This window comes from Rhizobium sp. P2_G9, from assembly GCF_056403475.1.
The window spans coordinates 72,709-98,468 of record NZ_JBFUFK010000027.1; the positions used below are offsets into that span (position 1 = coordinate 72,709).

General features: G+C 62.8%; 18 protein-coding genes. 5 read left to right on the forward strand and 13 right to left on the reverse strand.

Annotated elements, in window-relative coordinates:
* Nucleotides 1-8: 8 nt before the first annotated feature.
* The 7 genes from AC1DYF_RS22015 to AC1DYF_RS22045 all read right to left on the reverse strand — a co-directional run bounded on the left by AC1DYF_RS22015 (nt 9) and on the right by AC1DYF_RS22045 (nt 7,626).
* Nucleotides 9-902: an ABC transporter permease gene (locus AC1DYF_RS22015; RefSeq protein ID WP_477878903.1), complete on the reverse strand. Its 894-nt coding sequence runs from the start codon at nt 900-902 to the stop codon at nt 9-11.
* Entirely contained in the window at nt 899-1,936 is a 1,038-nt protein-coding gene (locus AC1DYF_RS22020; protein ID WP_477878904.1) for an ABC transporter permease, read from the reverse strand. The genes AC1DYF_RS22015 and AC1DYF_RS22020 overlap by 4 nt, the downstream gene beginning before the upstream one ends.
* A complete protein-coding gene (locus tag AC1DYF_RS22025) occupies nt 1,936-3,552 on the reverse strand; it encodes an ABC transporter ATP-binding protein (protein WP_477878905.1) in 1,617 nt (538 codons plus the stop codon). Before AC1DYF_RS22025 ends, AC1DYF_RS22020 begins: the two co-directional genes overlap by 1 nt.
* Before the next feature lie 116 nt (nt 3,553-3,668).
* Nucleotides 3,669-4,691, reverse strand: a complete 1,023-nt coding sequence (locus AC1DYF_RS22030) for a BMP family ABC transporter substrate-binding protein (RefSeq protein WP_477878947.1) — start codon at nt 4,689-4,691, stop codon at nt 3,669-3,671.
* A 105-nt stretch (nt 4,692-4,796) separates the two neighbouring features.
* Nucleotides 4,797-5,135, reverse strand: coding sequence for an NIPSNAP family protein (locus AC1DYF_RS22035; RefSeq protein ID WP_477878906.1), 339 nt, complete (start codon nt 5,133-5,135; stop codon nt 4,797-4,799).
* Nucleotides 5,132-6,769 (reverse strand): GMC family oxidoreductase, encoded by a 1,638-nt coding sequence (locus tag AC1DYF_RS22040; protein ID WP_477878907.1) that lies wholly within the window; start codon nt 6,767-6,769, stop codon nt 5,132-5,134. Before AC1DYF_RS22040 ends, AC1DYF_RS22035 begins: the two co-directional genes overlap by 4 nt.
* Nucleotides 6,770-6,774: 5 nt before the next feature.
* The gene (locus tag AC1DYF_RS22045; RefSeq protein WP_477878908.1) at nt 6,775-7,626 is read right to left on the reverse strand and encodes a uracil-DNA glycosylase family protein; all 852 of its coding nucleotides are present in this window, start codon (nt 7,624-7,626) and stop codon (nt 6,775-6,777) included.
* Nucleotides 7,627-7,852: 226 nt separating this feature from the next.
* Here AC1DYF_RS22045 and AC1DYF_RS22050 point away from each other — a divergent pair, with 226 nt between their 5' ends.
* The gene (locus AC1DYF_RS22050; RefSeq protein WP_477878909.1) at nt 7,853-8,500 is read left to right on the forward strand and encodes a TetR family transcriptional regulator C-terminal domain-containing protein; all 648 of its coding nucleotides are present in this window, start codon (nt 7,853-7,855) and stop codon (nt 8,498-8,500) included.
* 56 nt (nt 8,501-8,556) lie between these two features.
* Here AC1DYF_RS22050 and AC1DYF_RS22055 read toward each other — a convergent pair whose 3' ends face one another.
* The 5 genes from AC1DYF_RS22055 to AC1DYF_RS22075 all read right to left on the reverse strand — a co-directional run bounded on the left by AC1DYF_RS22055 (nt 8,557) and on the right by AC1DYF_RS22075 (nt 14,057).
* Complete coding sequence (locus tag AC1DYF_RS22055) at nt 8,557-10,047, reverse strand: HAL/PAL/TAL family ammonia-lyase (protein WP_477878910.1); 1,491 nt, start codon at nt 10,045-10,047, stop codon at nt 8,557-8,559.
* On the reverse strand, nt 10,044-11,045 hold the full coding sequence (locus tag AC1DYF_RS22060) for an ornithine cyclodeaminase family protein (RefSeq protein ID WP_477878911.1): 1,002 nt from the start codon (nt 11,043-11,045) through the stop codon (nt 10,044-10,046). The genes AC1DYF_RS22055 and AC1DYF_RS22060 overlap by 4 nt, the downstream gene beginning before the upstream one ends.
* 26 nt (nt 11,046-11,071) lie before the next feature.
* The gene (locus AC1DYF_RS22065; protein WP_477878948.1) at nt 11,072-12,385 is read right to left on the reverse strand and encodes an LLM class flavin-dependent oxidoreductase; all 1,314 of its coding nucleotides are present in this window, start codon (nt 12,383-12,385) and stop codon (nt 11,072-11,074) included.
* Entirely contained in the window at nt 12,379-13,302 is a 924-nt protein-coding gene (locus tag AC1DYF_RS22070) for an LLM class flavin-dependent oxidoreductase (protein ID WP_477878912.1), read from the reverse strand. Before AC1DYF_RS22070 ends, AC1DYF_RS22065 begins: the two co-directional genes overlap by 7 nt.
* 86 nt (nt 13,303-13,388) lie before the next feature.
* Nucleotides 13,389-14,057 carry an NUDIX hydrolase gene (locus AC1DYF_RS22075; RefSeq protein ID WP_477878913.1) on the reverse strand — a complete coding sequence of 223 codons (669 nt, stop codon included), beginning with the start codon at nt 14,055-14,057 and terminating at the stop codon, nt 13,389-13,391.
* 166 nt (nt 14,058-14,223) lie between these two features.
* Between AC1DYF_RS22075 and AC1DYF_RS22080 the strand changes: the two genes are divergently transcribed.
* The 4 genes from AC1DYF_RS22080 (at nt 14,224) to AC1DYF_RS22095 (ending at nt 24,717) form a co-directional block, all read left to right on the forward strand.
* Nucleotides 14,224-15,129: a hypothetical protein gene (locus AC1DYF_RS22080; protein ID WP_477878914.1), complete on the forward strand. Its 906-nt coding sequence runs from the start codon at nt 14,224-14,226 to the stop codon at nt 15,127-15,129.
* A gap of 49 nt (nt 15,130-15,178) precedes the next feature.
* Complete coding sequence (locus tag AC1DYF_RS22085) at nt 15,179-16,399, forward strand: adenylosuccinate synthetase (RefSeq protein WP_477878915.1); 1,221 nt, start codon at nt 15,179-15,181, stop codon at nt 16,397-16,399.
* A gap of 443 nt (nt 16,400-16,842) precedes the next feature.
* The gene (locus AC1DYF_RS22090; RefSeq protein ID WP_477878949.1) at nt 16,843-23,022 is read left to right on the forward strand and encodes a HAMP domain-containing protein; all 6,180 of its coding nucleotides are present in this window, start codon (nt 16,843-16,845) and stop codon (nt 23,020-23,022) included.
* 9 nt (nt 23,023-23,031) lie between these two features.
* Nucleotides 23,032-24,717, forward strand: a complete 1,686-nt coding sequence (locus AC1DYF_RS22095) for a response regulator (protein WP_477878916.1) — start codon at nt 23,032-23,034, stop codon at nt 24,715-24,717.
* 42 nt (nt 24,718-24,759) lie between these two features.
* Here the strand turns inward: AC1DYF_RS22095 and AC1DYF_RS22100 are convergent, their stop codons facing one another.
* On the reverse strand, nt 24,760-25,758 hold the full coding sequence (locus tag AC1DYF_RS22100) for a GntR family transcriptional regulator (RefSeq protein ID WP_477878917.1): 999 nt from the start codon (nt 25,756-25,758) through the stop codon (nt 24,760-24,762).
* Between the last annotated feature and the right edge of the window lie 2 nt (nt 25,759-25,760).

The following is a 25,760-nucleotide window of genomic DNA, read 5'->3' on the forward strand; positions in this document are numbered from 1 at the left end:
TTCCCTGTTCATTGGTCTCTGAGTTCGGCAAAACCGGCCGCCGCCTTGGCGCCGCCGCGCAGCTTGCCGGAAAGCCAGACGCCGAAAATGGTGGCGAGATAAGGTAGCGCCTGCAGAAGGTCATGCGGGACCTTGTCGCCGAAGCTCAGCTGGGCGCGGATGCCGATGGCGCCGACCACGGCGAAGAACAATGCCGCGAAGGTCGAGCCGATCGGATGCGCCGCGCCGAAGATGACGGCCGCAAAGGCCATGAAGCCGCGGCCCGAGGTCATGCCCTGGGCGAAGAATTGCAGGCTGCCGGCCGCCAGCTCCGCTCCGCCGATGGCACAGAGGACACCGCCGATGGAAAGCGCCACCAGCCGCATGCGCGACGGGTTGGCGCCGACCGAGCGCGCCGCGAAGGGATGTTCGCCGCAGGCGGCGAGCTGCAGGCCGAAGCGCGTGCGCCGAAGCAGCAGCCAGAGGCCGAAGACGACGAAAGGCATGGCGAGCACGAAAATCGACAGCACGCCATAATCGCCAAAAGCCGGGCCGAGCCTTGGAACGCCGAAGGGCGCAGAGACGGTTGCCTGGCTGCCGAAAATCGATTCCACCGCCAGCGCCGTGCCGCCGATGCCCAGTCCCGTCAGGCCGAGGCCCGCGATGATCGGATTGGCCTTCAGCCTGTCGATGACGAACCAGAGCAGCGCGGAGGCCAGAATGCACAGCACAATGGCGATCAGCATGGCCAGCCAGAAGGAATTGGTCAGCATGATCCCGAGGATGGTGGCACAGGAGCCGATGATCATGATGCCTTCGAGGCCGAGATTCCAGACACCGGCCCGCTGGGCGATCATGCCGGCGAGCGTGACATAGACGAGGGGCGTGCCGGAGCGGAGGATGGCGATGATGACATCGTTCATGACGGACGCCTTCCGATATTGAAGAGCTTGTCGAGGAAACCGGCGCGGGCGGTGATGAACAGCGCAATGGCCGCATTGATGATGTCGATCGCCGCCGCCGGCAAGCCGGCCATGATCGGCAGGTAAAGCGCGGCGGAGGCGAGCCCCCCGAAGAACAGCGATACCACCGCCGTGCCGACGATCGACAGGTTGGCGACCAGCGCGATCAGGATGGCGGTAAAGCCATGTGTCGGCAGGAAGCCGGAGGCGATGCGGCCGTTCGGCCCCATCAGTTCGACTGTGCCGGCCAACCCGGCGAGCGCGCCGGAGATCAGGAACGAGGCCAGCCCCAGCTGCCAGAGTTTCGCCCCCTGCCACTGCACCATGGTGCCGTTGCGGCCGGCCAGGCTCGCCAGCACGCCGAAGGCGGTGCGATTGACGAGCAGCCACATAACCACGCCGACGACCACGGCGATGGCGATGATGGTCGGCGAGACGCCGAGCGAATTGGAAATGCGGTAGGCCGCGTCGAGCGGCCGACTGGACGCCTGCTGGCCGGAGCCAGACGGATCCTTGAGCGGTCCCGAAGTGACGTAGATCAGCAGCAATCCGGCGAGGAAATTGCCCATCAGCGTGGTGATCACCTCGTCGGTGCCGGAGCGCAGCCGCAGCAGCCCGGGCCACAGCGCCCAGACTGCGCCGCCGGCCATGCCTGCAATGAAGCAGATCGGAATGACCAGCGCTGCCGGCCCGCCCTTCAGCCATTCGGCGGCGAAGGCGGCGCAGATGGCGCCGACATAGAACTGGCCTTGTGCACCGATATTGAAAAAACCGGCGCGGAACGAGATCGAGACACCGGCGGCGGTGATGAACAGCGGCAGCGCCCATCTGAGGCTCTGCTGCACGGCACCCGGATGCAGGAAGGCGCCATCGGCGACAGAGGTGAGCATCAGCCAGGCATTGTAGCCGGCGAACTGGAAGACCACGGCGCAGAGCACCAGGGCGAAGACGACGAAGACCAGGCTGCGCAGGACGGTGAGGATACGATCTCTCATCAATGGGCTCCCATGCCTGCCGGAACCGATGTCGTTGGGCCAGCGCCACTCGCATGCCCTGCGCCGGTCATGGCGGCGCCGACCGCCTGGATGTCGTAAGGCGCGGAGAATTCTCCGGCAGTCCTGCCGGACAGCATGACGACGACACGATCGGAAATGTCGAACAGCTCGTCGAGATCCGAGGAGATCAACAGGATCGCGGCACCCCGGTCACGCGCGGCGCGGAGCGATTGCCAGACGAAAGCTGTGGCGCCGATATCCAGTCCGCGCGTCGGCTGGGCGGCGATGATCACCTTGGCGTCAGGGTCGATCTCGCGCGCGAGGATGACTTTCTGGGCATTGCCGCCCGACAGCGACCCCGCTTTCTGCAGCGGCGAATGGTAACGCACGTCCCAGTTCTTCAGCGCCTTGTCGCAGAGCCTGTGGATGGCGGACGGGTTGACGAGGCGAAGCAGCGGTCCTTGCAGCAGCTCGCGGGCGCTCCAGTTCTCCCAGAGCGAACTGGTCAGGCTCAGCCCTTCGACATTGCGCTCGAACGGAATGATCCGGAGCCCCAGGCCGCGACGGACGGTCAGCGGTTCGCCGCCGATGTCCCTTCCGGCAAGTGCGATGCTGCCCGCCGAGAGGTCGGCGAGGTTGGCGATGGCGCGCACCAGCGTCTTCTGGCCATTGCCCTCGACCCCGGCAATGCCGAGGATTTCACCGGGCCGAAGCGTCAGGTCGATGCCGTCGAGGCTGGTGCCTTCGCTGTCGGGCCTGGTCGAAACGCCCGACAGGGCCAGCACCGGAGCCGAGGCCGTCGAGCTGTGTGCCTTGGGCGTCTCGTGCGTTACAGCCGCCGCGCCGGTCAGCGCCTGCCGATCTTCCGCCGCCAAGCTGCGTGCGGCATCGCCGACGATCAGATTTGCCAGGCGTTCGGCGGTGATGTCGGCGCAGGCGAGCGGACCGTCAACCAGCTTGCCACCGCGCAGCACCGTCACCGTATCGGCAATGCCGAGCACTTCACGAATCTTGTGCAGGATGAGGATGACGGTCACGCCGCGCTGCTTCAGCCGGCGGACACGGGCGAACAACATTTCGATGCCTGAGGGCGACAGGACCGCGGTGGGCTCATCGAGGATCAGCACCTTGGCATCGGTGACCAGTGCCCGGGCGATCTCGATGCCCTGCTGGGTTTCGATCGGCAGGTCGCGAATGCGCTTCGACAGGTCGACATGCACGTCAAGACTTTCGAGGTGAGGCCGCCAGCGCTTGATCAGTCCATTGCGCGTAAAAAGCCCGCCTTTGCCGGTGGCACCGAATTCCATCGCCTCGGCCACCGTGAACGACGGCGGCAGGGCAAAACTCTGATGGACGAGTTCGACGCCGGCGGAACGGCTTTCGCCAACGTCGCCGGTGCGGATCTCGCGGCCGCCGATCTCGACTGCACCCTCTGCCGGCCGCACCAGACCGGACGCGACGCGGGCAAAGGTGGTCTTGCCGGCACCGTTCTGGCCGACGACGGCATGGATAAGCCCCGGCTCGAAGGCGACGGACACATCTGAAAGCGCCACCACTTCGCCATAGCGGACAGTGACGTTCCGGCAGGTGAGCGCGGACGCAAGAGAATTGGACATGGTCTATCCCGATACGAGATCAAGAGGTTCGCGACCCCAACAGGGCTAGTGTGACGGGGTCGCGAACCAGCGGCAATCCCTTTCGAGGAGGGATTGTCAGCCCAAAAATGCAGGCATCAGAGCGTGGTGTTGAACGGCACCTTGATCGAACCGTCGAGAATGCCCTTCTTGGCCTTCTCGATATCCGCCCAGACTTCCTTTTCCTTGGCACTCAGATCTGCCGGCCCCTGTTCGGCAAAGACCGGCGAAGCGATGAAATCGATGACGCCGGTGCCGAGGCCGGTCGGCTGATGGCCGCCCTTCCAATCCGCCGCGAGCGCCTTGGTCACTTCGTTATAGAGTGACTGGCCGAAATCGAGCTGCACCAGCGCGATCACCGTCTTCGGGCCGAGTTTATATTGGGCGGGCGAGATGGCCGAGACCATCCGGCCTTCCTTCTCGTTGGCCGCGGCAATGATGCCGCCGTCGGTGGCCGCCGAGTCGGTCTGGATATAGTCGATGCCGTCATTGTACATCTGGGTGGCGATTTCCTGGCCCTTGGCCGGGTCCTGGAACGAGCCGGCAAAGGCGGAAGTCACCGTCGCCTTCGGATTGACCGACTGCGCGCCGGCCTTGAGCGCATTGAAGTCGGCATTCAGCGGCGGGATGGAGATGCCGCCGATATAGCCGATCTTGCCCGATTTGGAGACCTTGGCGGCAAACATGCCCGACAGGTAGCAGCCGAGATAGTAATCATAGGACACGGTGACGACATTCGGGATGGTCGGATTGAAGGGGTCGCCGAACAGCTGGATCCACTTGGTGTTCGGATAGGACGGCGCCAGCGCCTTGATCGGCTCGGCGACTTCGTTGAAGGTCGAGACGATGACCGCAGCGCCGGCATCGGCGAGCGTCCGGAACACGGTCTCATAGGTCGCTGGGTCCTGTGCATAGACTGCGCGGTACTGGAAACCCTTCTCGCCGGCGAGCTTCTTCAATTTCTCGATCATCGAGTCGACAGGGCCGTTGTCGCCGGCGGCCTGAGTGTGGACGAGCGCCACCAGTCCGCCATCGGCGCGGGCGAGTTCGGGCAGCAGGCTGCCGGCGAGGCCGAGCGCCGCTGCACCGGCGCTGACCTGCAGGAAGCTGCGGCGGTCTATCGATGTGGTCATGAAAGTCCCAGTCTTGTTGTCAGTCATGGTCATGTTCCCTTGTTGATATTGCCTGACTTGATTTCGGTTGTTCGGCCGGTGGTGCCGGCCAGTTTACTCTCCGGGTTGGGTCGTGACGGCGGGAGAGGAAGGCGCCGGATTCATGATCATCACCTCCTGTTTCTGGATCGCATCGAGCGACCAGACTTCGGCGATGAATTTCTGCCAGTCGGGATCGGCATACATGGCCTGCCGCCGCCGCTCGCGATCGGCAAGGCTGTCATAGGCCCACATCAGCACGGTCGTATGCAGCGTGCCGAGCTCGGAGACATAAAGGCCGACATAGGTGTTGAGGTGCCTTTTCTGCACCGGCAAACCCTCGGCTTCGTATTTCTTCATCCATTTGTCGACCGTGCCTGGCTTGAACGTATACATGCGGTGTTCGAGGATCATCGGTCCGCTCCTGTGCTCGCGAGAATGAATTCGGCGCATTTCTCACCGATCATGATCGAGGGGGCGTTGGTATTGCCGCTTGAAATGATCGGCATGATCGAGGCATCGGCGACGCGCAGGCCACCTATGCCGTGCACCCTGAGCCTGGTGTCAACCACGGCCAACGGATCATTGCCCATCTTGGCGGTGCCGACGGGATGGAAGGTGGTCATGGCGGTGGCACGCAGCCATTTGGTCAGGTCGGCATCGCTTTCAGCCTCCGGGCCGGGCGCGAGCTCGCGGCCGCGATATTTGTCGAATGCCTTTTGGTTGATGACGTTACGGGTCAGCCGGATGCCGTCGATCATGGTGCGGATATCGAAATCGGCCTGGAGATAATTGGCCTGGATTTTCGGCGTATCGGCTGGATTCGCCGACCTCAGCACTATCTCGCCACGGCTTTGCGGATTGACTGGGCCGACGCGCAGGGTAAACCCATGATCGGCTTCGACCGGCCGCTTGCTGAACGGATTGGGGAAATGCAGGTTGGCGGTCTTTTCCAGCGCCGGCATGAAATGCAGCTGGATATCAGGCGCGACCAACGCCTCGTTGGAACGGATGAAGGCGCCGGCCTCGTAAGGGAAAGTGGTGGTGATGCCCTCGCCGAACAGCATGCCCTGCGCCACGGCCGGGATCAGCCTGTCGGCGCGCAGATCGCCGAACAGCGTGATCGGCTCGCGACACTCCCAGCTCATGACGCAATCGACATGGTCCTGCAGGTTCTTGCCGACGCCGGCAAGATCGTGCAGCGGCGCAACACCGACCTTCCTGAGTTCATCCGCCGGGCCGATGCCGGAAAGCAGCAGCGCCTTGGGCGTATTGACGACGCCTGCAGAGAGGATGATCTCGCGGTCGGCATAGGCAGCAGCCCTGGCGCCGTCCTTGTGGTATTCGATACCGACCGCACGGCCTTTCTCGATAATCACGTGGCTGGTCTCAGCCTCGGTCAGCACCGTCAGGTTTGGCCGGCCTAATACCGGGCGTAGAAAGGCCCAGGAGGTCGACCAGCGTTTGCCCTTCCTGATCGTGAAATCATAACGACCAAAGCCTTCCTGGCTGGCGCCGTTGAAATCATCATTGAGTGGATAGCCGGCTTCTCGCCCCGCCTCGCAGAAGATGTCCATCAGCAGATTGGAGCCACGGGCGCGGCAGACCGTGAGTTCTCCATCCGGGCTATGAAATTCGCCGTTGCGCTGGACATGCGCCTCGGAGCGTCGGAAGGCCGGCAGCACTTCATCGTAGGACCAGCCGGGCAGGCCCATCTGCGACCAGCGGTCATAGTCGTGGCGGTTGCCGCGCACATAGATCATGCCGTTGATCGTCGATGTGCCGCCCAGCACTTTGCCGCGCGGCCAATAGAGCGAACGGCCGTTGAGATAGGGTTCCGGCTCGGTGTGGTAGTGCCAGTTGTAGATGCCGGAATGGAAAAGCTTGCCCATCAGCATCGGTAGGCGGAAGAGCGGATTGCGATCCTTGCCGCCGGCTTCCAGCAGCAGCACTCTGTTCGCCGGATCCTTTGACAGCCGATTGGCCAACACGCAACCGGCGGAGCCGGCGCCGACGATGATGAAATCGTAGTGGTTTGCCGCAGCCATGGCCGTCACCATGCGATGGGTTTTGCACCCATCGTCTCCAGATAGCTGTTGCAGAGAATGAACGGGTTCGGGCGGGTCAGAACCGCCTCGGCAAAAGCTGGATGCTCGCGCAGCAGACAGCCGATCTGTCCGGAAAGCCCTTCCGAGAGATCGAAGTGCCGGAGAATATCCTGTGCCGCCTTGCCGAAGCCGATGAAGACCACCGGTTCGCCGCGAGCCATCAGCGTCTGGACCACCCTGAACATCAATGGCCGCCAGAACGCCAGATGACCGCGTGACTGGTGCGGATCGATATCGACCTTGAAGCGCGACAGAGTGAGCGATGCGTTGAGCAGCAATGCGCCTTGGCGCACCCAGCGGTCGGCAATGGCGTCGGTCTCCTCGAAACCGGATGCCGGATCGGTGAGATAGGCGCGGGTCGCCGGCCAGTCGTCGAAGCTGCGGGCGTAATCGTCGACGCCCGTGCGGGCCGCGACGATCAGCTGCATAAAGGCGCGTACGCTCTTGGAAAACATCTTGTCGAGCTCATGCCAGCCGGCGAGATTGCCGGCCTCGAAGGCCCGGCCGGTGGCAAAGCCCGGTTCCGGATAGGGGTCCTGGCCAAGGATCACGCAGCGCACATCATCCGGCCTGATGCCATCGAAAGCCCGTAGTGCATGGGCTCCCGTCGGCTGGCCGGGAAAATGCCGGCCACGCCGCACCGGAAAGATCGGCTCCCAGGCCTCGAATTGAAGATCGGCGTCGATGCGGTCGAAGTGGTCGCCGATGGGACCGAGTGCCGTACGCCAGGCCGCCGGCAGATCGGCTTCCCAACCGCCCAGCGTCTCCGCCATCGCTTCCCTCAACCGCATCGGCATCATGCCGTCCCCACTTTGTCGTTGAAAGAAAACTAGACAAAAGCTGACCAAAGTGTCAACTTCCTAAAATCAAAAAAGTGACCATTTGGTCAAATTTTTTCGACCAGATCGTCAGGTTTACTGATGGGTCAGCAAGGCTTGCATTCCCGGCGAAAAGGCGACACATGGATTTCACCCGCGTGCGGCCTGCAAGAGACCGGGAGCAAAGGGAGGGACGGGGATAGGCATGGCAAAAACGGCGAGAGACCCGGAAGAGCGGATTCGCGAGCGAAACAGACGTATCATCCTCAAGGCCGGGATCGAGGTTTTCTCACGCAAGGGTTTCGATGGCACGCGCATTGCCGAGATCGCCGAGAAATCCGGCCTGCCGAAGGCCAATGTCTATTACTATTTCTCGTCCAAGGAAGAGATCTATACCGCCATCATCGCCCATCTGATCAAGAGCTGGGACGAGGCACTGAAGCCGATCACGGCAGACAGCGAGCCGGCCGAGGCGTTCCGGAACTATGTCTATGCCAAGCTCGAATACACGCGGAGGAACGCCGCCGAGTCGCGCCTGTTCGCCAGCGAAATCATCCACGGCGCGCGCTTCCTCAAGAAGAAGGACCGCGAGCACATGCGGCTGATCACCGACGAGCGCGTCGAGGTGGTCGATGGCTGGATCGCGGCCGGCAAGATGGTACCGGTCGATCCGCGCCACCTGTTCATCACGCTCTGGGCCGCGACACAGTTTTATGCCGATTTCGAGCCACTGGCGAGCGACGCATTGCATGGAAATCGGTTGCGGGCCGCAGACTACGAGAAGGCGGCCGAGACGATCACGTCGACCATCCTCAACGGCATCCTGGCGAGACCGGAGAAGAGTATCTCGTAAAGTCGCACCTATCTGCTCATTCCGCCATTGGCAGAAAAGACCGACGAATAGCCGCCTCAGCCCGGCTCCATTGCCCGGCATTCAGCCAATGCGTCGACGATCCGGATGGCGTCGTCGCCAAGCGGCCGATCCTCTTCCAGCCTCTCTGCAAGACGACGAACGAAACCATAGGTCTCCGACGTGATCCTGCCGCAGCGATGCCCGGGCCTGAGATCAACACCCTGCGCGGCAGCCAGCATTTCACAGGCGATCAACTGCCGCCAGAAGCCCAGCATGTCGGCACATTTCTCGACCACGAGCGCCGATTGCGTCGCATGATCCTCCACGCCTTCCGAAACCGAGAGAAAATCGAGCATGACCGGATTGGCCTTGTGTCGCACCCGGGCTAGCAGCGCGGTCACCGTCTTCTGCATCGGCACGAAGCCAGCGGACGGACCCCCGACCGGTGAGAGATAACGCGGCAGGCCATTGCGGCCTGAACCGGTCAGCTGGATGAAGCGGGCCGCACAGGCCGCTGCCGTCTGGGCAATCGCCAGGCTCAGGGCCTCGAAGGCCAGCGACAGCGACGGTGTGTGGAAATTCCCCGTCGACAGCACCCGCTCTTCCTCGATGATCACCAGCGGATTATCTGCGGCGGAATTGAGCTCAATCTCGATGGCGGCGCGGGCGTTTTGCAATGCTGCGGCCAGTGCCCCATGGATCGGCGCGACGCAACGCAGGCTGAGCGGGTCCTGGATGGCCACTTTGGCCTCGAACAATGAGGAGCCGTGGAGCTGCCGCAAGATCGCCGCAGCCTCATCTTCCTGTCCTGCGGCGGCGCGCGCCTGCTGGATCGCCGGCGTGAGGATCAAGGGGTTGCCGCCCAGTGCCTCGAAGGTCAACGCTGCGGCCTTTCGCTGGGCGTCGAGCAAGGCAAGCGCATCCTGAACGACGAGCGCGCCCTGCCCCGCCGAAATGGCCGAGGCGTTCAACAAGGAAATGCCGTCCTTCGGCTGTAGGACGACCGGCGTGAGCCCGGCGCGCCTCAGCGCCTCGCCGGCATCGAGGATTTCGCCCCGATAGTCCGCCCTGCCCTCGCCGATCAGGCAGCGAGCCATGGCTGACAGCATCACCAGATCACCCGCACCGATCGAGCCAATCGACGGCAGAAGCGGATGCACGCCGGCATTGAGCAGGGCGAGCAGGGCCGAAAACACCGGCGGCGAAATGCCGGAGCCGCCGACGGAAAGCATAGCCAGCCGCGCGGCCAGGACCGCACGTGTGGCATCACGCGGCAGTGGCTCGCCGACGGCGACACCCCGTCCGCGCACCAACTGCCGTTGAAAGGCCTGATGATCGCCCTCGACGGCCGTCTTGAGATTGGCACCCAGGCCGGTATTCATGCCGTAGATCTGCTGGCCGGACGTAGCGGCAGCCTCAAGAATTTTCCGGGCTTTGGACAACCGTTCGAAAACATTCGGATCGGCTTCGACCAACACGTCATCCCGGGCAATCGCCGCGATGTCGGCGATGGTGATGCCCTTCCCGGTGAGTGTTACCGACTTCATGCGAAACGCAGCCTCTGGCCAAGCCCCGACGCCTTTGCCTTTTCGAGCAAGGCATAGCCGAGTGCGATATCACTCAGCGACAGCCCGCGATGCCACAGCAGGATGGTTTCCTCGTCGCTCTGACGTCCGGGCTTCAGGCCTGCGACCACCTGCCCGAGTTCGGCATGCAATGTTTGTTCGGACAGCTTGCCGGCTTCGACATGGGCGCGCAGCGAACCGAACTTGCCGCCCTTGCACTGGCCCCAATCGTCAACCACCATCTTGCTCATGATGTCGGTCAGCGACAGTTCCACCGCGCTCATCGTGCCGTAAGGGACGACGAAGGCGCCGGGCTTGATCCATTCGGTCTTCATCATCGGCGTCGGCTCAGACAGGCGCGAGGCCTCGACGACGATATCGGTGCCTTCAATGCAATCGCGCCAGTTGTCCGTCACTGTGATTTTCTTGCCGAGATCGGCTGCGAGCTTGGCGCCGAAGGCATCGCGGCTTTCCGGCCGGCGTGAATGGACGCGGATCTCGTCGAAATCGAAGAGATGGTCGAGCAGCCGGACGTTCCAATAGGCCGTGCCGCGCGCGCCGATATGGCCCAGCACTTTGGAATCCTTGCGCGCTAGATATTTTGCACCGATGGCGGTTACGGCACCTGTCCGCATGTCGGTGATCACGGTGGCATCGAGAATGGCCCGAGGTACGCCGGTGCGCGGATCGAAGAGATTGAGCACGCCGAATTCCGAGGGGTAGTCGAGCTTGTAATTGTCGACGAAGTCGCCGACGATTTTCACGCCCGCAAGGTTGAGCGGCGCCACATAGCCGCGCAGCACGTTGAAATGGCCGTGGAATTCCGGATTGGGCTCCAGATGGACGCGCGGCTCGATGACCGTTTCGCCCTTGCCCTGCGCACCGAGCGACGTCTCGATCGCCGCAAGGATCTCGTCATTGGAGACATCGAGCGCTTCGATGTCGAAAGCATTGAGATAGTCGATATAGATCGGGTTCATGCCAGTCTCGCAATTTCTGTCTGTTTCTATCGCCGTTTCGGCGCGCCGGCGCCAAGATTTTCGCGCAATGTCTTGCCTTCGTAGTCTTCGCGGAACAGGCCACGGCGCTGCAATTCCGGGATGACCATGGTGACGAAGTCTTCGAGCCCAGACGGGAAGAGTGGCGCCATGACGTTGAAACCGTCCGCAGCACCAACCGAAAACCGTTCTTCCATGGCATCGGCAATCTGCGACGGCGTGCCGATCACCTGCCAATGGCCGCGGGCGCCGGCAAAACTGCGCGCCAGATCGCGGATCGACAGGTTTTCGCGCCGGCCGAGGTCAACAATGAGTTTCTGCCTGCTTTGCATCGCCTGCGTCTCGGGAATGTCGGGCAGCGGTCCGTCGATCGGATAGGACGAGAGGTCGCCGATGCTGAGATAGCTGGCAAGCAGGGCCACGCCGACAGCATCGGGGATGAGCTCCTGCAATGCCCGGTACTTGGCCCTGGCGTCCGCTTCCGTCTCCGCTACGATCGGCGAAATCCCCGGCATGATGCGGATTTCGTCGGGCGCGCGGCCATACTTGGCCATGCGCGCCTTCACGTCCGCATAATAAGCCTGCGCCTCGGCAATGGTCTGGGAGGCGGCGAAGACGACGTCTGCCGTGCGGGCCGCCAGTTCCTTGCCGACATCGGAGGCGCCGGCCTGCACCATGATCGGCCGGCCCTGGGGCGAACGCGGGCTTTCAAGAATACCGTCGACCTGGAAATGCTTGCCATGGTGATGGACGGGATGGATTTTTGCTTCATCGGCGAACGTCTCGCTGAGGAGATAGGCGTCATCATCAACACCATCCCAGAGCGCCAATGCCGCATCGGCAAATTCTTCGGCCCGTTCATAGCGCTCGGAATGCGGCCGGAGGCCGGAACTGGCGAAATTTTCCGCTTCGAGTTCGCTGGCCGAGGTCACGAGATTCCAGCCGGCGCGGCCGCCGCTCAACCGGTCGAGCGAGGCGAAGGCGCGGGCCAGACCATATGGCTCGTTATAGGTCGTCGATGCCGTGGCGACCAAGCCGATGTGCGATGTGTTGACGGCGAGCGCCGCTAGCAGGCTGAGCGGTTCGAACATGGTCGATCGTGCTGCCTGGCTTGCCATTTCGGGATTGCGCTCGCGGATCGCGGCGGCGTCCTCGATGAAGATCATGTCGAACTTGCCACGTTCGGCGATGCGGGTGAGCGCGATGAAATGGGCGATATCGCTGCCAGCCGGCGCATAGGCATCCGGATGACGCCAAGCGGAAATGTGATGCCCGCCCGCCATCAGGAAGGCGCCCAGCCTCATCTTGCGGTCGCTCACGATGCAGGCTCCGTCATGACTGCGGGATGGAGTGGATAGGGCAGACCGAGGCGCTCGCGCAAAGTCGCGCCAGCCGCTGTTTTCGCCATGAACCCTCGGCGACGCAGTTCCGGCACCACCGCCTCGACGAAACCGGCGAAGGCCGCTGACGTCTGAGGCATGAGCACGAAGCCATGAACCTTGTTCTGCTCAAAGTCCTGCTGGAGCCGGTCAGCGATCTCGGTCTGCGTACCGGTGAAATCCGAAACGGTGCGGAAAATTTGTGGTGTGTTCTGAAACGCAGGGATTTCCGCGCCGGCATCCACGAAAATGACTTCGGCCATGTCCGCAACCGCGGATCCGGCACTTGCTGCAAGAACCGGCTGGCCCTGCGGCGAGCGGTTGACATTCAGCGGACCGCGAACCGAGAAATGTATGCCTATGTGGTTCTGCACATGCATTTTCCGCGGCACGAAGAAGCGGCCATCGGCCTTGTCATAGATGAAGGCATCATCTTCCCAGCTGTCCCAGAGCGCACGCACCACGTCGACATATTCGCGGTTGCGCGCTTCATCGCTGCTGGCAACGACTGTCCACCCCGTTCGCCCCTTGCTGATCGCGTCGAGCGAGGCAAGGCGACGGGCGAGATTATAGGGCTCGTGCTGATATGTCGCGGCCGTGGCGAGAAAGCCGATCGTCTTTGCTCTCGTCGAGAGGGCCGACACCAGCGTCGTGGGCTCGAAGGGCGTCGCCAGCGGCGAGAGCGTGTCGGTCGGTCGCTGTGCGTTCCGATCGGCCAGCCAGACGAAATCGAAGCCTGCCCGCTCCGCTTCCAGCACCTGTGCCAGCAGGCCATCGAAACCGAGCGCTTCACGACCCGCCTGTGACCAGGCTGCTGGATCATGACCGAATGGCGTCAGCGAAAGTCCAAGATGCATCATCGCAAATCCTCGCTGCGCTATTTCAGGGAGATGGCAGCGGGTGTCAACCGGCGCACGAGATCGTGATCCGGTCGCAAAGGCGATGATCAGATTCGCCTGTCGAACACCGACGGCGGCGCCTTGAGGCGATAGAGCGTTGTCGGACGGCGGGCCAGCGTGGTCTGGCGTTTTTCGCCGACGACCTCCTCGAGGAGGTCGAGATCATTCATTTTGCGGCGGAACGCACTCTGGTCGAGCTTCTCGCCAAGCACCGTCTCGTAAGTGGCCTGCAGTTCTGACATCGTGAAGACGTCCGGCAGCAGCCGGGCGACCATGGTGGAATAGGCGCCCTTGCCCCGCAGCCTTTCGCATGCCGCAGCCACGATCATCCCATGATCGAACGGCAGGTCGCCGGGCGCCAAGGCCGGGCGCAATGCCAAAGTCTTGTCGGCACCTGACATCAGCAGATGATGCGGCACCAGCGCGAAATAGGCGATCGAAACGGACCAGCCGCGGGGATCGCGATCCACAGCTGCAAAGGTCCGGAGCTGCTCGAAATACAGGCCCTCGAGCCCGGTCTTGGCCTTGAGGATGCGCCTGACAGCGGCCTCGGCATCGATATCTACGTCAGTGTGGACATAGCCGCCAACGACCGCCAAGCGGCCGCGGAAAGGATCGGCCACACGCTCCAGCAGGGCGACATTCAACTGGCCCTCGAAGATTGTCATCAGCACGATATCGACGGTGACGATCGGTCGCTCGAATTCGACTTGCATGTCTCACCCCTGGATTTGCTTTTGCATAGCACGGAAAAAAATTCGAACAACTTGCAAGTAGCAACTTGCAAAATGCATTTTGCAAGTTTATATTGATCTCATCAGACGAGGACAGCGGTCCACCGCCGAAGTCCTCACAAACGCACCAGACATGAAGGAGAAAACCATGGGAATGGGACGTTTCAACACCAGTGATTGGACCAGTTACAACCGCGAGCATGTCGACGGCCGCAGCCGTGCCGAGGTTTTTGGCGCGACCGGCATGGATCCGCGCTACGATCCGGCCTTGTTTGCCATGCGCGAGAGCCGCGACAGCGACCTCAACCCGAAATCGACGCCGATCATCCTCGCCTCTGATGTCACGGGATCGATGGGCATGATCGCCCATGAACTGATGCGCAGCGGCCTGATCACGCTGACCTCGGAAATCTACGAGCGCAAGCCGGTGCCGGACCCGCACATCATGGTGGCCGCCGTCGGCGACGCCAATACCGACCGGGCGCCGCTCCAGGCCACCCAGTTCGAGGCAGACATCTCGCTCGCCAACCAGATTCGCGGTCTCTGGCTCGAAGGCGGCGGCGGCGGCAATCACGGCGAAAGCTACAGCGCGGCCCACCTGCTGGCGGCGCTGAAGACCTCGACCGATAGTTTCGAGCGGCGCGGGCGCAAGGGCTATCTGTTCACCATCGGCGACGAGCCGATCCATAACGGCCTGTCGCGGCAGCAGATTGCGCGGATATTTGGTATCGAGGCGCCGCGCGGGCTCAATGCCGAAAAATGCCTGCAGGCAGCGCAGCGGACCTACGAGGTGTTCCACATCGTCATCCGCGAAGGCTACGCGGCCACCGGCATGGATACGGTCCTGCGCAGCTGGAAGCCGCTGCTGCCGGAACGCACGCTGATCCTCGATGATTATACCCGCATCGCCGAACTCGTGGTCTCGACCCTCGAAATCAACGAGGGACGTGATCCGGATGACGTCGCCGCCAGCTGGGGCGGCCCCGCCGCTGCCGTCGTCGCCAAAGCCGTTGCCGGCATGCGCCCCAAGGGCATTGCCCGCTTCTTCCGCTGAACTGGACCATGTGCCGGAGCCCAATGCTCCGGCCTCTAGGGAGATCATCATGACTTCGATCCGTGCAAAAGCCGTCATCGGCGCCGGCTATGGTGATGAAGGCAAGGGCCTGATCACCGATTTGCTTGCAGCGACCACATCAGACAGCGTCGTCGTGCGCAGCAATGGCGGCGCACAGGCCGGCCACACCGTCGTCGCGCCCGATGGCAGGCGCCATGTCTTCCATCATGTCGGATCAGGGACGCTGGCCGGCGCGCCGACCCATCTCAGCGCTCATTTCGTCGCCCATCCAATGATGCTGGCGGCGGAATGGGAGGCTCTGCTAGTGCTCGGCGCCCAGCCTGCCGTCAGCAGCGATCCGCGCGTGCCGATCACCACGCCGTTCGACATGATGATCAACCAGGCGGTGGAACTGGCGCGCGGCGGCGGCAAGCATGGCAGTTGCGGACTGGGATTCGGCGAGACGATCGAGCGCAACCTCCGTCCGGATTTTTCGCTTACCACACAGGATCTGTTCCGGCCTGGCCTGGCGGCACGACTGCATCGCATCTGGTCGGACTGGGTGCCGCAGCGGCTCGCACGGCTCGGCATCGGCAGTTTGCCGGCGAGCATCGTCCACGCGCTTGAAATCGACGCGGTCATCGCTCGCTTCATCGGGGATTGCCAAGCCTATCTGGACCACGTGACGCTCTGGCCCGACAGGCGGATTGCGGAGAAAGGCCAGGTCATTTTCGAGGCGGCGCAAGGGCTGATGCTCGATCAGGATTTCGGCGCATTTCCGCATGTCACGCGATCCAATACCGGGCTCGCCAACATGCTTGCCATCGCCGGTGAAGCCGAGATCCACGCGATCGATGCGATCTATGCCACCCGCTGCTATGCTACACGGCACGGAGCCGGCCCGCTCGCCCATGAAACCGAGAGCCTCGATGGCATCGCCGTGGAAGACCTGACCAATGCGCCGAATGCCTGGCAGGGCACGCTACGGCTTGCACCGCTGGATACGGCAATTCTGCGCGGCGCTATCGCTTACGACCTCAGCCGGGCGGCTCGGGTTGCGACGGCAATCAACGCCGGTATCGCCGTCACCTGTCTCGATCAGGCCAAGTCGTCCTTCACCGTGCGCGAGGGTACAACCATGCTCAGCCTGACCCCTGAAGAAGCCGGTTCGCGCATCGCCCGGCAAACAGGCCTGCCGCTGTTCGGCGAGAGCTGGAGCGCCCATCGCACCGGCTTCAGGCTCTGCACGGCCCAAAGCCTGGCAGCTTAGGAGCTGATGCAGGAAGTCTGATCTGCTGGAAAATATGGCGGCGCGAATCTCGGCACGCCCTACATCACCCAGGCTGCGCTCCGGCGTCCGCCGGATCGTTTCCGGTCCTGCGTCCAATGAAAGGCCCCGTTGTCGCCCCTGGATCAAAATCCGCTCCTACCCCCCACTGCCTTAAACCGCTGTTCACCCTGCGCTTTCGATTTCACTACACGGGGCGGGAACCAAAGTTGGTCTCGTCCGTTTTAGGCTGCGGGTAGATGTGCGCTGTCGCCGTTTAGCCCGCCTTGTCGAGGGAACGACGGGGCCGCCGGGTGGAATCGAGGGGGAATTCAATGGATGCCAATACGCAACTGCCCGAGGAACAGATTCCGTCATCCCGCAAAAAAGCCACGCTGAAGGACAAGGACCTGGATCTCGCAGCGCTTCTCGGCGCCCTGCAGGCGATGCGGCGTGGCGATTTCACCGTTCGGCTGCCCGGCGACCAGACGGGAATAGCCGGCAAGATTGCCGACTGTTTCAACGACATCGTCGAAGAAAATGAGCGCATTGCCGACCAGCTCGACTATGTCGGACGGATGGCCGGCCGCGAAGGCAAGATCAATACCCGCGTCCGTTTCGGTCTCTCCGGCGGCTCCTGGGCGGAAATGGAGCAGTCCGTCAATACCCTGGTCGCCGACCTTAGCTGGCCGACCACGCAGGTCACCCGCACCATCGCCGCAGTCGCCAAGGGCGACCTGCTGCAGACCGTGCCACTCGATATCGACGGCCGGCCGCTGCAGGGCGAGTTCCTCCGCGCCGCCTCGATCATCAACACCATGATCAAGCAGTTGAGCGTCTTCACCTCGGAAGTCACCCGCGTCGCCCGCGAGGTCGGCACTGACGGCAAATTGGGCGGTCAGGCGCAGGTCAGCGAGGTCACCGGCGTCTGGCGCGACCTCACGGAGAGCGTCAACTCGATGGCGTCCAACCTGACGGCCCAGGTCCGCAACATTGCCGAAGTCACCATCGCGGTCGCCAACGGCGACCTGTCGAAGAAAATCACCGTCGACGTGCGCGGCGAAATCCTGCAGCTCAAGGAAGCCATCAATACCATGGTCGACCAGTTGCGCTCCTTCGCTTCGGAAGTGACGCGCGTGGCACGCGAAGTCGGCACCGAAGGCAAGCTCGGCGGCCAGGCGCTGGTGCCCGGCGTCGCCGGCACCTGGAAGGACCTGACGGACTCGGTCAACGCCATGTGCGGCAACCTGACCGCCCAGGTGCGCAACATCGCCCAGGTCACCACGGCCGTGGCGCGCGGCGACCTGTCGCGCAAGATCACCGTCGACGTGTCAGGCGAAATCCTGGAGCTCAAGGAAACCATCAACACCATGGTGGACCAGCTCAACGGCTTCGCCGGCGAAGTGACGCGTGTCGCCCGCGAAGTCGGTACCGAAGGCCGGCTCGGCGGCCAAGCGCAGGTGCCAGGCGTTGCCGGTACCTGGAAGGATTTGACCGACAACGTCAATTCCATGGCGTCCAACCTCACGGCGCAGGTGCGCAACATCGCCGAAGTCTCGACCGCCATCGCCAATGGCGACCTGTCCAAGAAGATCACGGTGACGGTGTCGGGCGAAATCCTGGAGCTGAAAGAGACCATCAACACCATGGTCGACCAGCTCAACGGCTTCGCCGGCGAAGTCACGCGCGTCGCCCGCGAAGTCGGTACCGAAGGCCGGCTGGGCGGACAGGCGCAAGTGCCGGGCGTGGCCGGCACCTGGAAGGACTTGACCGACAACGTCAATTCCATGGCGTCCAATCTGACCGCCCAGGTGCGCAACATCGCCGAGGTGTCGACCGCCATCGCCAGTGGCGACCTGTCCAAGAAGATCACCGTCGACGTCAAAGGCGAAATTCTGCAACTCAAGCAGACCATCAATACCATGGTCGACCAGCTCAACGCCTTCGCCTCGGAAGTGACGCGCGTTGCCCGCGAAGTCGGCACGGAAGGTCGGCTCGGTGGCCAGGCGAACGTGCGCGGCGTGGCCGGCACCTGGAAGGACCTGACCGACTCGGTCAATTCCATGGCGTCCAACTTGACCGGCCAGGTGCGCAATATCGCCGAAGTGGCGACTGCCGTGGCGCAGGGCGACCTTTCCAAGAAGATCACGGTGACGGTTTCGGGAGAAATACTGGAGCTGAAAGAGACCATCAACACCATGGTCGACCAGCTCAACGGCTTCGCCGGCGAAGTGACGCGCGTTGCCCGGGAAGTCGGCACCGAGGGACGGCTGGGTGGACAGGCAAACGTGCTCGGCGTCGCCGGCACCTGGAAGGACCTGACCGACTCGGTCAATTCCATGGCCGGCAATTTGACCGCTCAGGTGCGCAACATTGCCGAAGTGTCGACGGCCATCGCCAATGGCGACCTGTCGCGCAAGATCACCGTCGACGTGCGTGGCGAAATCCTGCAGCTCAAGGAAACGCTCAACACCATGGTCGACCAGCTGAACCGCTTCGCTTCGGAAGTGACGCGCGTCGCCCGTGAAGTCGGCACCGAAGGCAAGCTCGGCGGTCAGGCGCAGGTGCCAGGCGTGGCCGGCACCTGGAAGGACCTGACCGAAAACGTCAATTCCATGGCCTCCAACCTCACCGGCCAGGTGCGCAACATTGCCGAAGTCACCACCGCCGTGGCGCGCGGCGACCTGTCGCGAAAAATCACCGTCGACGTGAAGGGCGAAATCCTCGAACTGAAGAACACCATCAACACCATGGTGGACCAGCTCAACGCCTTTGCCGGCGAAGTCACGCGCGTGGCCCGCGAAGTCGGCACCGAAGGCAAACTCGGCGGCCAGGCACAGGTGTCCGGTGTCGCCGGGACCTGGAAGGATTTGACCGACTCGGTCAACTCGATGGCCGGCAATCTGACGGCCCAGGTGCGCAACATTGCCGAAGTGGCAACGGCAATCGCCAACGGCGACCTGTCGCGCAAGATTACCGTCGACGTACGCGGCGAAATCCTGCTGCTCAAGGATACGCTCAACACCATGGTCGACCAGTTGCGGTCATTCGCCGGTGAAGTCACGCGCGTCGCCCGCGAAGTCGGCACAGACGGCCGGTTGGGTGGTCAGGCCGTCGTGCCTGGTGTCGCCGGTACCTGGAAGGACCTGACCGACAACGTCAACTTGCTCGCCGCCAACCTGACCACGCAAGTGCGCAACATCGCCGAAGTCACCACCGCCGTGGCGCGCGGCGACCTGTCGCGAAAAATCACCGTCGACGTGAAGGGCGAAATCCTCGAGCTGAAAAACACCATCAACACCATGGTCGACCAGCTCAACGCCTTTGCCGGTGAAGTGACACGCGTCGCCCGCGAAGTCGGTACCGAAGGCAAACTCGGCGGCCAGGCGCAGGTGCCGGGCGTCGCCGGCACCTGGAAGGACCTGACTGACACCGTCAACGTCATGGCCGCCAACCTCACTGAACAGGTGCGCGGCATCGTCAAGGTCGTCACCGCTGTCGCCAACGGCGACCTCAAGCAGAACCTGACCGTCGCCTCCAAGGGCGAGGTCGCCGCACTGGCCGAAACCATCAACAACATGACCAACACGCTTGCCACCTTCGCCGATCAGGTGACCTCGGTGGCACGCGAAGTCGGCGTCGAAGGCCGCCTCGGCGGCCAGGCCAATGTGCCGGGCACTGCCGGCACCTGGAAAGACCTGACCGGCAACGTCAACCTGCTTGCCGCCAACCTGACCACCCAGGTGCGCGCCATCGCCGAAGTGGCGACCGCCGTCACCAAGGGCGACCTGACGCGGTCGATCCAGGTCGAGGCGCGCGGCGAAGTCGCCGAGCTCAAGGACAATATCAACACCATGATCGGCAATCTCCGTCTGACGACGGAGCGTAACACCGAGCAGGATTGGCTGAAGACCAACCTCGCCCGCTTCACCAACATGCTGCAGGGCCAGCGGCATCTCGCCACCGTTGGCCGCATGCTGCTCTCCGAACTCGCCCCGCTCGTCGGCGGCCAGCATGGCGTCATCTATCAGGTCGAGACCGAAGGCGATCAATCCAGTCTCAGATTGCTCTCCGCTTATGCAGCCGATGGCGCGCAGGGCCATCGGGAGCGGCTGCAGATGGGCCAGGGCCTGATCGGCCAATGTGCCCAGGACGGGCGTCGCATCCTGATCACCGAATTGCCCCGCGATGTCGCCTCCGTCAGCTCCGGCGTGTTCAAGGTCAAGCCGAGGAGCGCCATCGTACTGCCAGTGCTGTTCGAGGGCCAGGTCAAGGCCGTGATCGAACTCGCCTCGACCGGCTCCTTCACCGAATGGCAGCTGTCCTTCCTCGATCAGTTGACCGCCTCGATCGGCATCGTGCTCAACTCGATCGAGGCGACGATGCAGACGGAAGGCCTGCTCAAGCAGTCGCAGCAGCTGGCAACGGAACTGCAATCGCAACAGCGCGAACTGCAGCAGACCAATGACCAGCTCGAACAGAAGGCGCAGCAGCTCGCCGAACGCAATGTCGAAGTCGAAGCCAAGAACCAGGAGATCGAGCAGGCGCGCCGGGCGCTCGAAGAGAAGGCGACCGAACTGGCGCTGACCTCGAAATACAAGTCGGAATTCCTGGCGAACATGTCGCACGAGCTGCGCACGCCGCTGAACTCGATCCTCATCCTCGGCCAGCAGCTGGGTGAGAACCCGGACGGCAACCTGTCCGGAAAGCAGGTCGAATTCGCCCGAACCATCCATGGCGCCGGCACGGATCTTCTCAACCTGATCAGCGACATCCTCGACCTGTCGAAGATCGAATCCGGCACTGTCTCGGTCGAAGCCGAGGAGATCTTCTTCACCAATCTCGTCGACGTGTTGACGCGGCCGTTCCGCCACGAAGCTGAAAACCGCAGCCTGTCCTTCGAGGTCGAGCTATCATCCGATCTCGATCGCAGCCTCATCACCGACTCCAAGCGCCTGCAACAGGTGCTGAAGAACCTGCTGTCCAACGCCTTCAAGTTCACCCAGCAGGGCGGCGTCAGGTTGCAGGTGGCGCCGGTCAAGGGCGGCTGGAGTTCCGACAATTTCTCGCTCAACCACGCGCCGGCGGTGATCTCGTTTGAAGTCACCGATAGCGGCATCGGCATTCCGCCGGAAAAGCAGAGGATCATTTTCGAGGCTTTCCAGCAGGCGGACGCGTCGACCAGCCGCAAATATGGCGGCACCGGCCTCGGCCTGGCGATCAGCCGCGAGCTTGCCAATCTGCTGGGCGGCGAAATCCAGCTGCGTAGCACACCGGGCGTGGGCAGCACGTTCACCCTCTACGTTCCACAAACCTATGTCGGCAAGGTATCGACGCCGGGCCGCCCGGCCGTTGGTGAGGCCAAGCCGGTGCAGCTCGCGCGTCCGGCCATGCTGTTGAGCGACACCGCTCCGGAACAGATGCCGGATGACCGCAACGTCATCAAGGCCGGCGACGCGGTCCTGCTCGTCATCGAGGACGACCAGCATTATGCCTCGGTGCTTGCCGACCTAGCGCGCGACAACGGCTTCAAGGTGCTGATCGCAACGCGCGGCGCCGACGCGCTCGAGCTTGCCAATCAATATGCGCCGACGGCCGTGACGCTCGACATCTTCCTGCCGGACATGCTGGGCTGGACTGTGCTCAGCCAATTGAAGCAGAACCCGCTGACGCGACATATTCCGGTGCAGATCGTCAGTCTCGACGAAGACCGCCAACATGGCCTGGCGCGCGGCGCCTTCGGCTTCATGACCAAGCCCACGACCAGCGAGGGCCTAGACAAGGCGCTCGGCAAGCTCAAGGAATTCGCCAAGCCGCGGCGCAAGCGCCTGCTCGTCGTCGAAGACGATGAGCGCGAACGGCTGGGCGTCGGCGAATTGCTCGGCTTCGACGACATCGACATCATCAATGTCGGCACCGGTGCGGATGCCCTGCAATCCCTGCGCGAAGATTCGCCAGATTGCATAGTGCTCGACCTCAAGCTGCCGGATATGTCGGGCTTCGAAGTGCTGGAGCGCATCCGGGATGACGCCTCGATCAGCGAGGTGCCGGTTGTCGTGTTCACCGGCCGCGAGCTCTCGCCCGACGAGGACGCCCAGTTGCACAGCATGGCCCGCAGCGTCGTCGTCAAGGGCGTGGAATCGCCCGAGCGGCTTCTGGATGAGACGGCACTGTTCCTGCACCGCGTCGTCTCGGAAATGCCGCCGGCCAAGCAGAAGATGCTGGAGAAGCTACACAGTTCCGACGAGGATCTGGTCGGCCGTACTGTGCTTCTCGTCGACGACGATGCGCGCAATATCTTTGCGCTCAGCAGCGTGCTTGAACGACGCGGCATGAACGTGCTGACAGCCACCAACGGCAATGATGCGATCGCCATCATCAAGAGCGAACGCGATATCGCCATTGTTCTGATGGATATCATGATGCCGGGCATGGACGGTTATGAGACGATGCAGGCCATCCGCTCCGATCCCGCCTTCCGACGATTGCCGATCGTGGCGCTGACGGCCAAGGCGATGAAGGGCGACCGCGAGAAATGCCTTGAAGCCGGCGCATCGGACTATCTCGCCAAGCCGGTCAACACCGAACAATTGCTGACTGCTTTGCGCATGTGGCTGCATCGCTGAGGTCTGACAATGGAGCCAGTCAATATCCTACTCGTCGACGATCAGCCCTCGAAGCTCTTGAGCTACGAGGTCATCCTCCAGGAACTGGGAGAAAACCTGATCAAGGCGCGTTCGGGCCGCGAAGCGTTGGAAAAGCTGCTCAAGAACGAAGTGGCCGTCATCCTCGTCGATGTCTGCATGCCCGAGCAGGACGGTTTCGAACTCGTCGCCATGATCCGGGAACACCCCCGTTTCCAGAAGACCGCGATCATCTTCGTCTCCGCCGTGATGATGACCGAGCCGGACCGGCTGCGCGGCTACGAGGCCGGCGCGGTGGATTATGTCTCGGTGCCGATCGTGCCGGAAGTTCTCCGCGCCAAGGTCAAGGTCTTCGCCGAACTCTACCGCAAGACGCGCGAACTCGAGCGGCTGAACGCTGAACTCGAACAGCGCGTCCTCGAGCGCACCGCCGCTCTTGAAGCGTCTTCCGCCCAGCTCGTCGCGCTCAACGAACAACTCGAACAGCGCATCGAGGAGCGCACGCGCGAGCGGGAAGAGGCTTTGGCGCAGCTTTTCGAGGCACAAAAACTTGATACGATCGGCCAGCTCACCGGCGGCGTTGCACACGATTTCAACAATCTGCTGATGGCCGCTCTCGGCAGTCTCAATCTGCTGAAGAAACACCTCACCGGCGATGATCGCGCCCGAAGACTGCTCGACAATGCAATCCAGGCGGCCGAGCGCGGCTCGGCGCTGACCCAGCGCCTGCTTGCCTTTGCCCGCCGGCAGGAGTTGAAGCCGGAAGCCGTCAACGTCGAACGGCTCGTCGGCAATATCGAAGAATTGCTGCGCCGTGCGGTCGGTCCCGCCATCCGGCTGGAAAAGGTGCTCGGCTCGCCCCTGTCGCCCATTCTTGTGGATGCCAATCAGCTTGAACTTGCGCTGTTGAACCTGCTGGTCAATGCGCGTGATGCCATGTCGGACGGCGGCATGGTGACGATAAAGGCGACGGAGCAGGCTGTGGACGTCCGGGAAGGACCGACCGGGCTCGCACCGGGACGCTACGTCAAACTCATCGTTTCCGACACCGGGATCGGCATGGATGACGAGACGCGGGCACGGGCGACCGAGCCCTTCTTCACCACCAAGGGCATAGGCAAGGGAACGGGACTGGGGCTCTCGATGGTGCATGGCCTCGCGGCGCAGTCGGGCGGCATGCTGGAACTGGAAAGCGCGGTTGGCCAAGGCACGCATGTCTCGCTCTGGCTGCCGGTCGCCGGCACGATGCCGGTGCAGAAACCGCCGGCTTCGGCGCCGGAAATGACGCCGCAGCCGAACGGCCGCAGGCATCTGCGCGTGCTCGTCGTCGATGACGATTTCCTCGTCTCGATGGGCACCGTCGCCATGCTCGAAGATCTCGGCCATCAGGTCGACGAGGCCAATTCCGGCCAGCAGGCGCTCAATCTTCTTGCCTCCGACAAGCGCTTCGATGTTGTCCTCACCGACCACGCCATGCCGGGAATGACCGGCATCCAGCTCGCCGAGGCGATCGCCGCTCGCCATCGCGGCCTGCCGGTAATCCTGGCATCGGGCTATGCCGAACTGCCGAGCGGCGAGCCGGCGATCAAGCTTGCCCGGCTCACCAAGCCGTTCACGCAGCAGCAATTGGACAATGCGCTGGCGATGATCGTGCCGGCTGCCGAGGGCGTTGCATAGTGGTTATGCCGGCTCTCGCAATGCCGCCGCTTAGGGTTGAATTCATTTCACCTGGACGAGATAGGGCGGGCAGACGGCGTCCGGCAATGGGCCAAGCCTTTGCAGAATTTCGAGATTCGGCCCCACGGACCGCCGCAGGTGGACTTCTAGGATGGAGGCGGCCAAATCGACGTTTTCTGCCATCAAAGCCTCATAGATCATGGTGTGTTCCGTGACCATCCTGCCCAATTCATCGCGGTTCTGATGATTGGCAAAGGTCGAATGGGTCGCGATCAGGATACGCAGACTGCGCCTGACCGTATTGAGCAGGATGACGTTGGGGCAAAGCTCCAAGGTGTGGATGTGGAGGTCGGTTTCCAGCAGCTCCAGTTCCGGCGGCCGTATGGTTTGCTGTTGAGCCCCCCGGATCCGCGTCAGCCGTGCCTCGATGTCCTCGCGCCGCGTGCGTGGAAAAGCCTGTTTCAGGGCCTGTGGCTCCAGCAGCCAGCGAATTTCGTAATGCTGTTCGAACTCATGTTCCCGTAGCGGCCCGGCATACCATCGGTTATTGTTGTCCTGTTCGATGATGCCGGCGCGTTCGAGCTGGGTCAGAACCTCATGCGCGATGGTGCGGCTAACATCATAATGCGCAGCAAGCGCAGTCTCGTTCAGCATGAAACGGCCATAGGCGAGGCACACGGCCACGGTGTGCTCGACTTCAACATAGATCTGTTCGCGACGGTTGACCGCGGGGGACGTAATTTCCGGAGGCAGGCTCAGCCCCGCACCGACCAGATCGACGCGGAGCGGCTCCCCATGCGGGACAATGTAGCCGCGCCCCTCGAACGTATTGATCATGCCTTCGTCGTGCAGTCGCGCCAGCGCGATACCGGCAGGGACACGACTGACATTGAAGGCGCGTGCGACATTTGCCTGGCCGAGAACAAGGCCGGCCGGCAAGGCCTTTCGATCCAGATGATCACGCAGCACGCCGTAAATCGTCGCATAGGCCGGTTCAGGCCTATTGCCGATCGAGCTCATTGCATTCGAGGAAGTGTTCATAT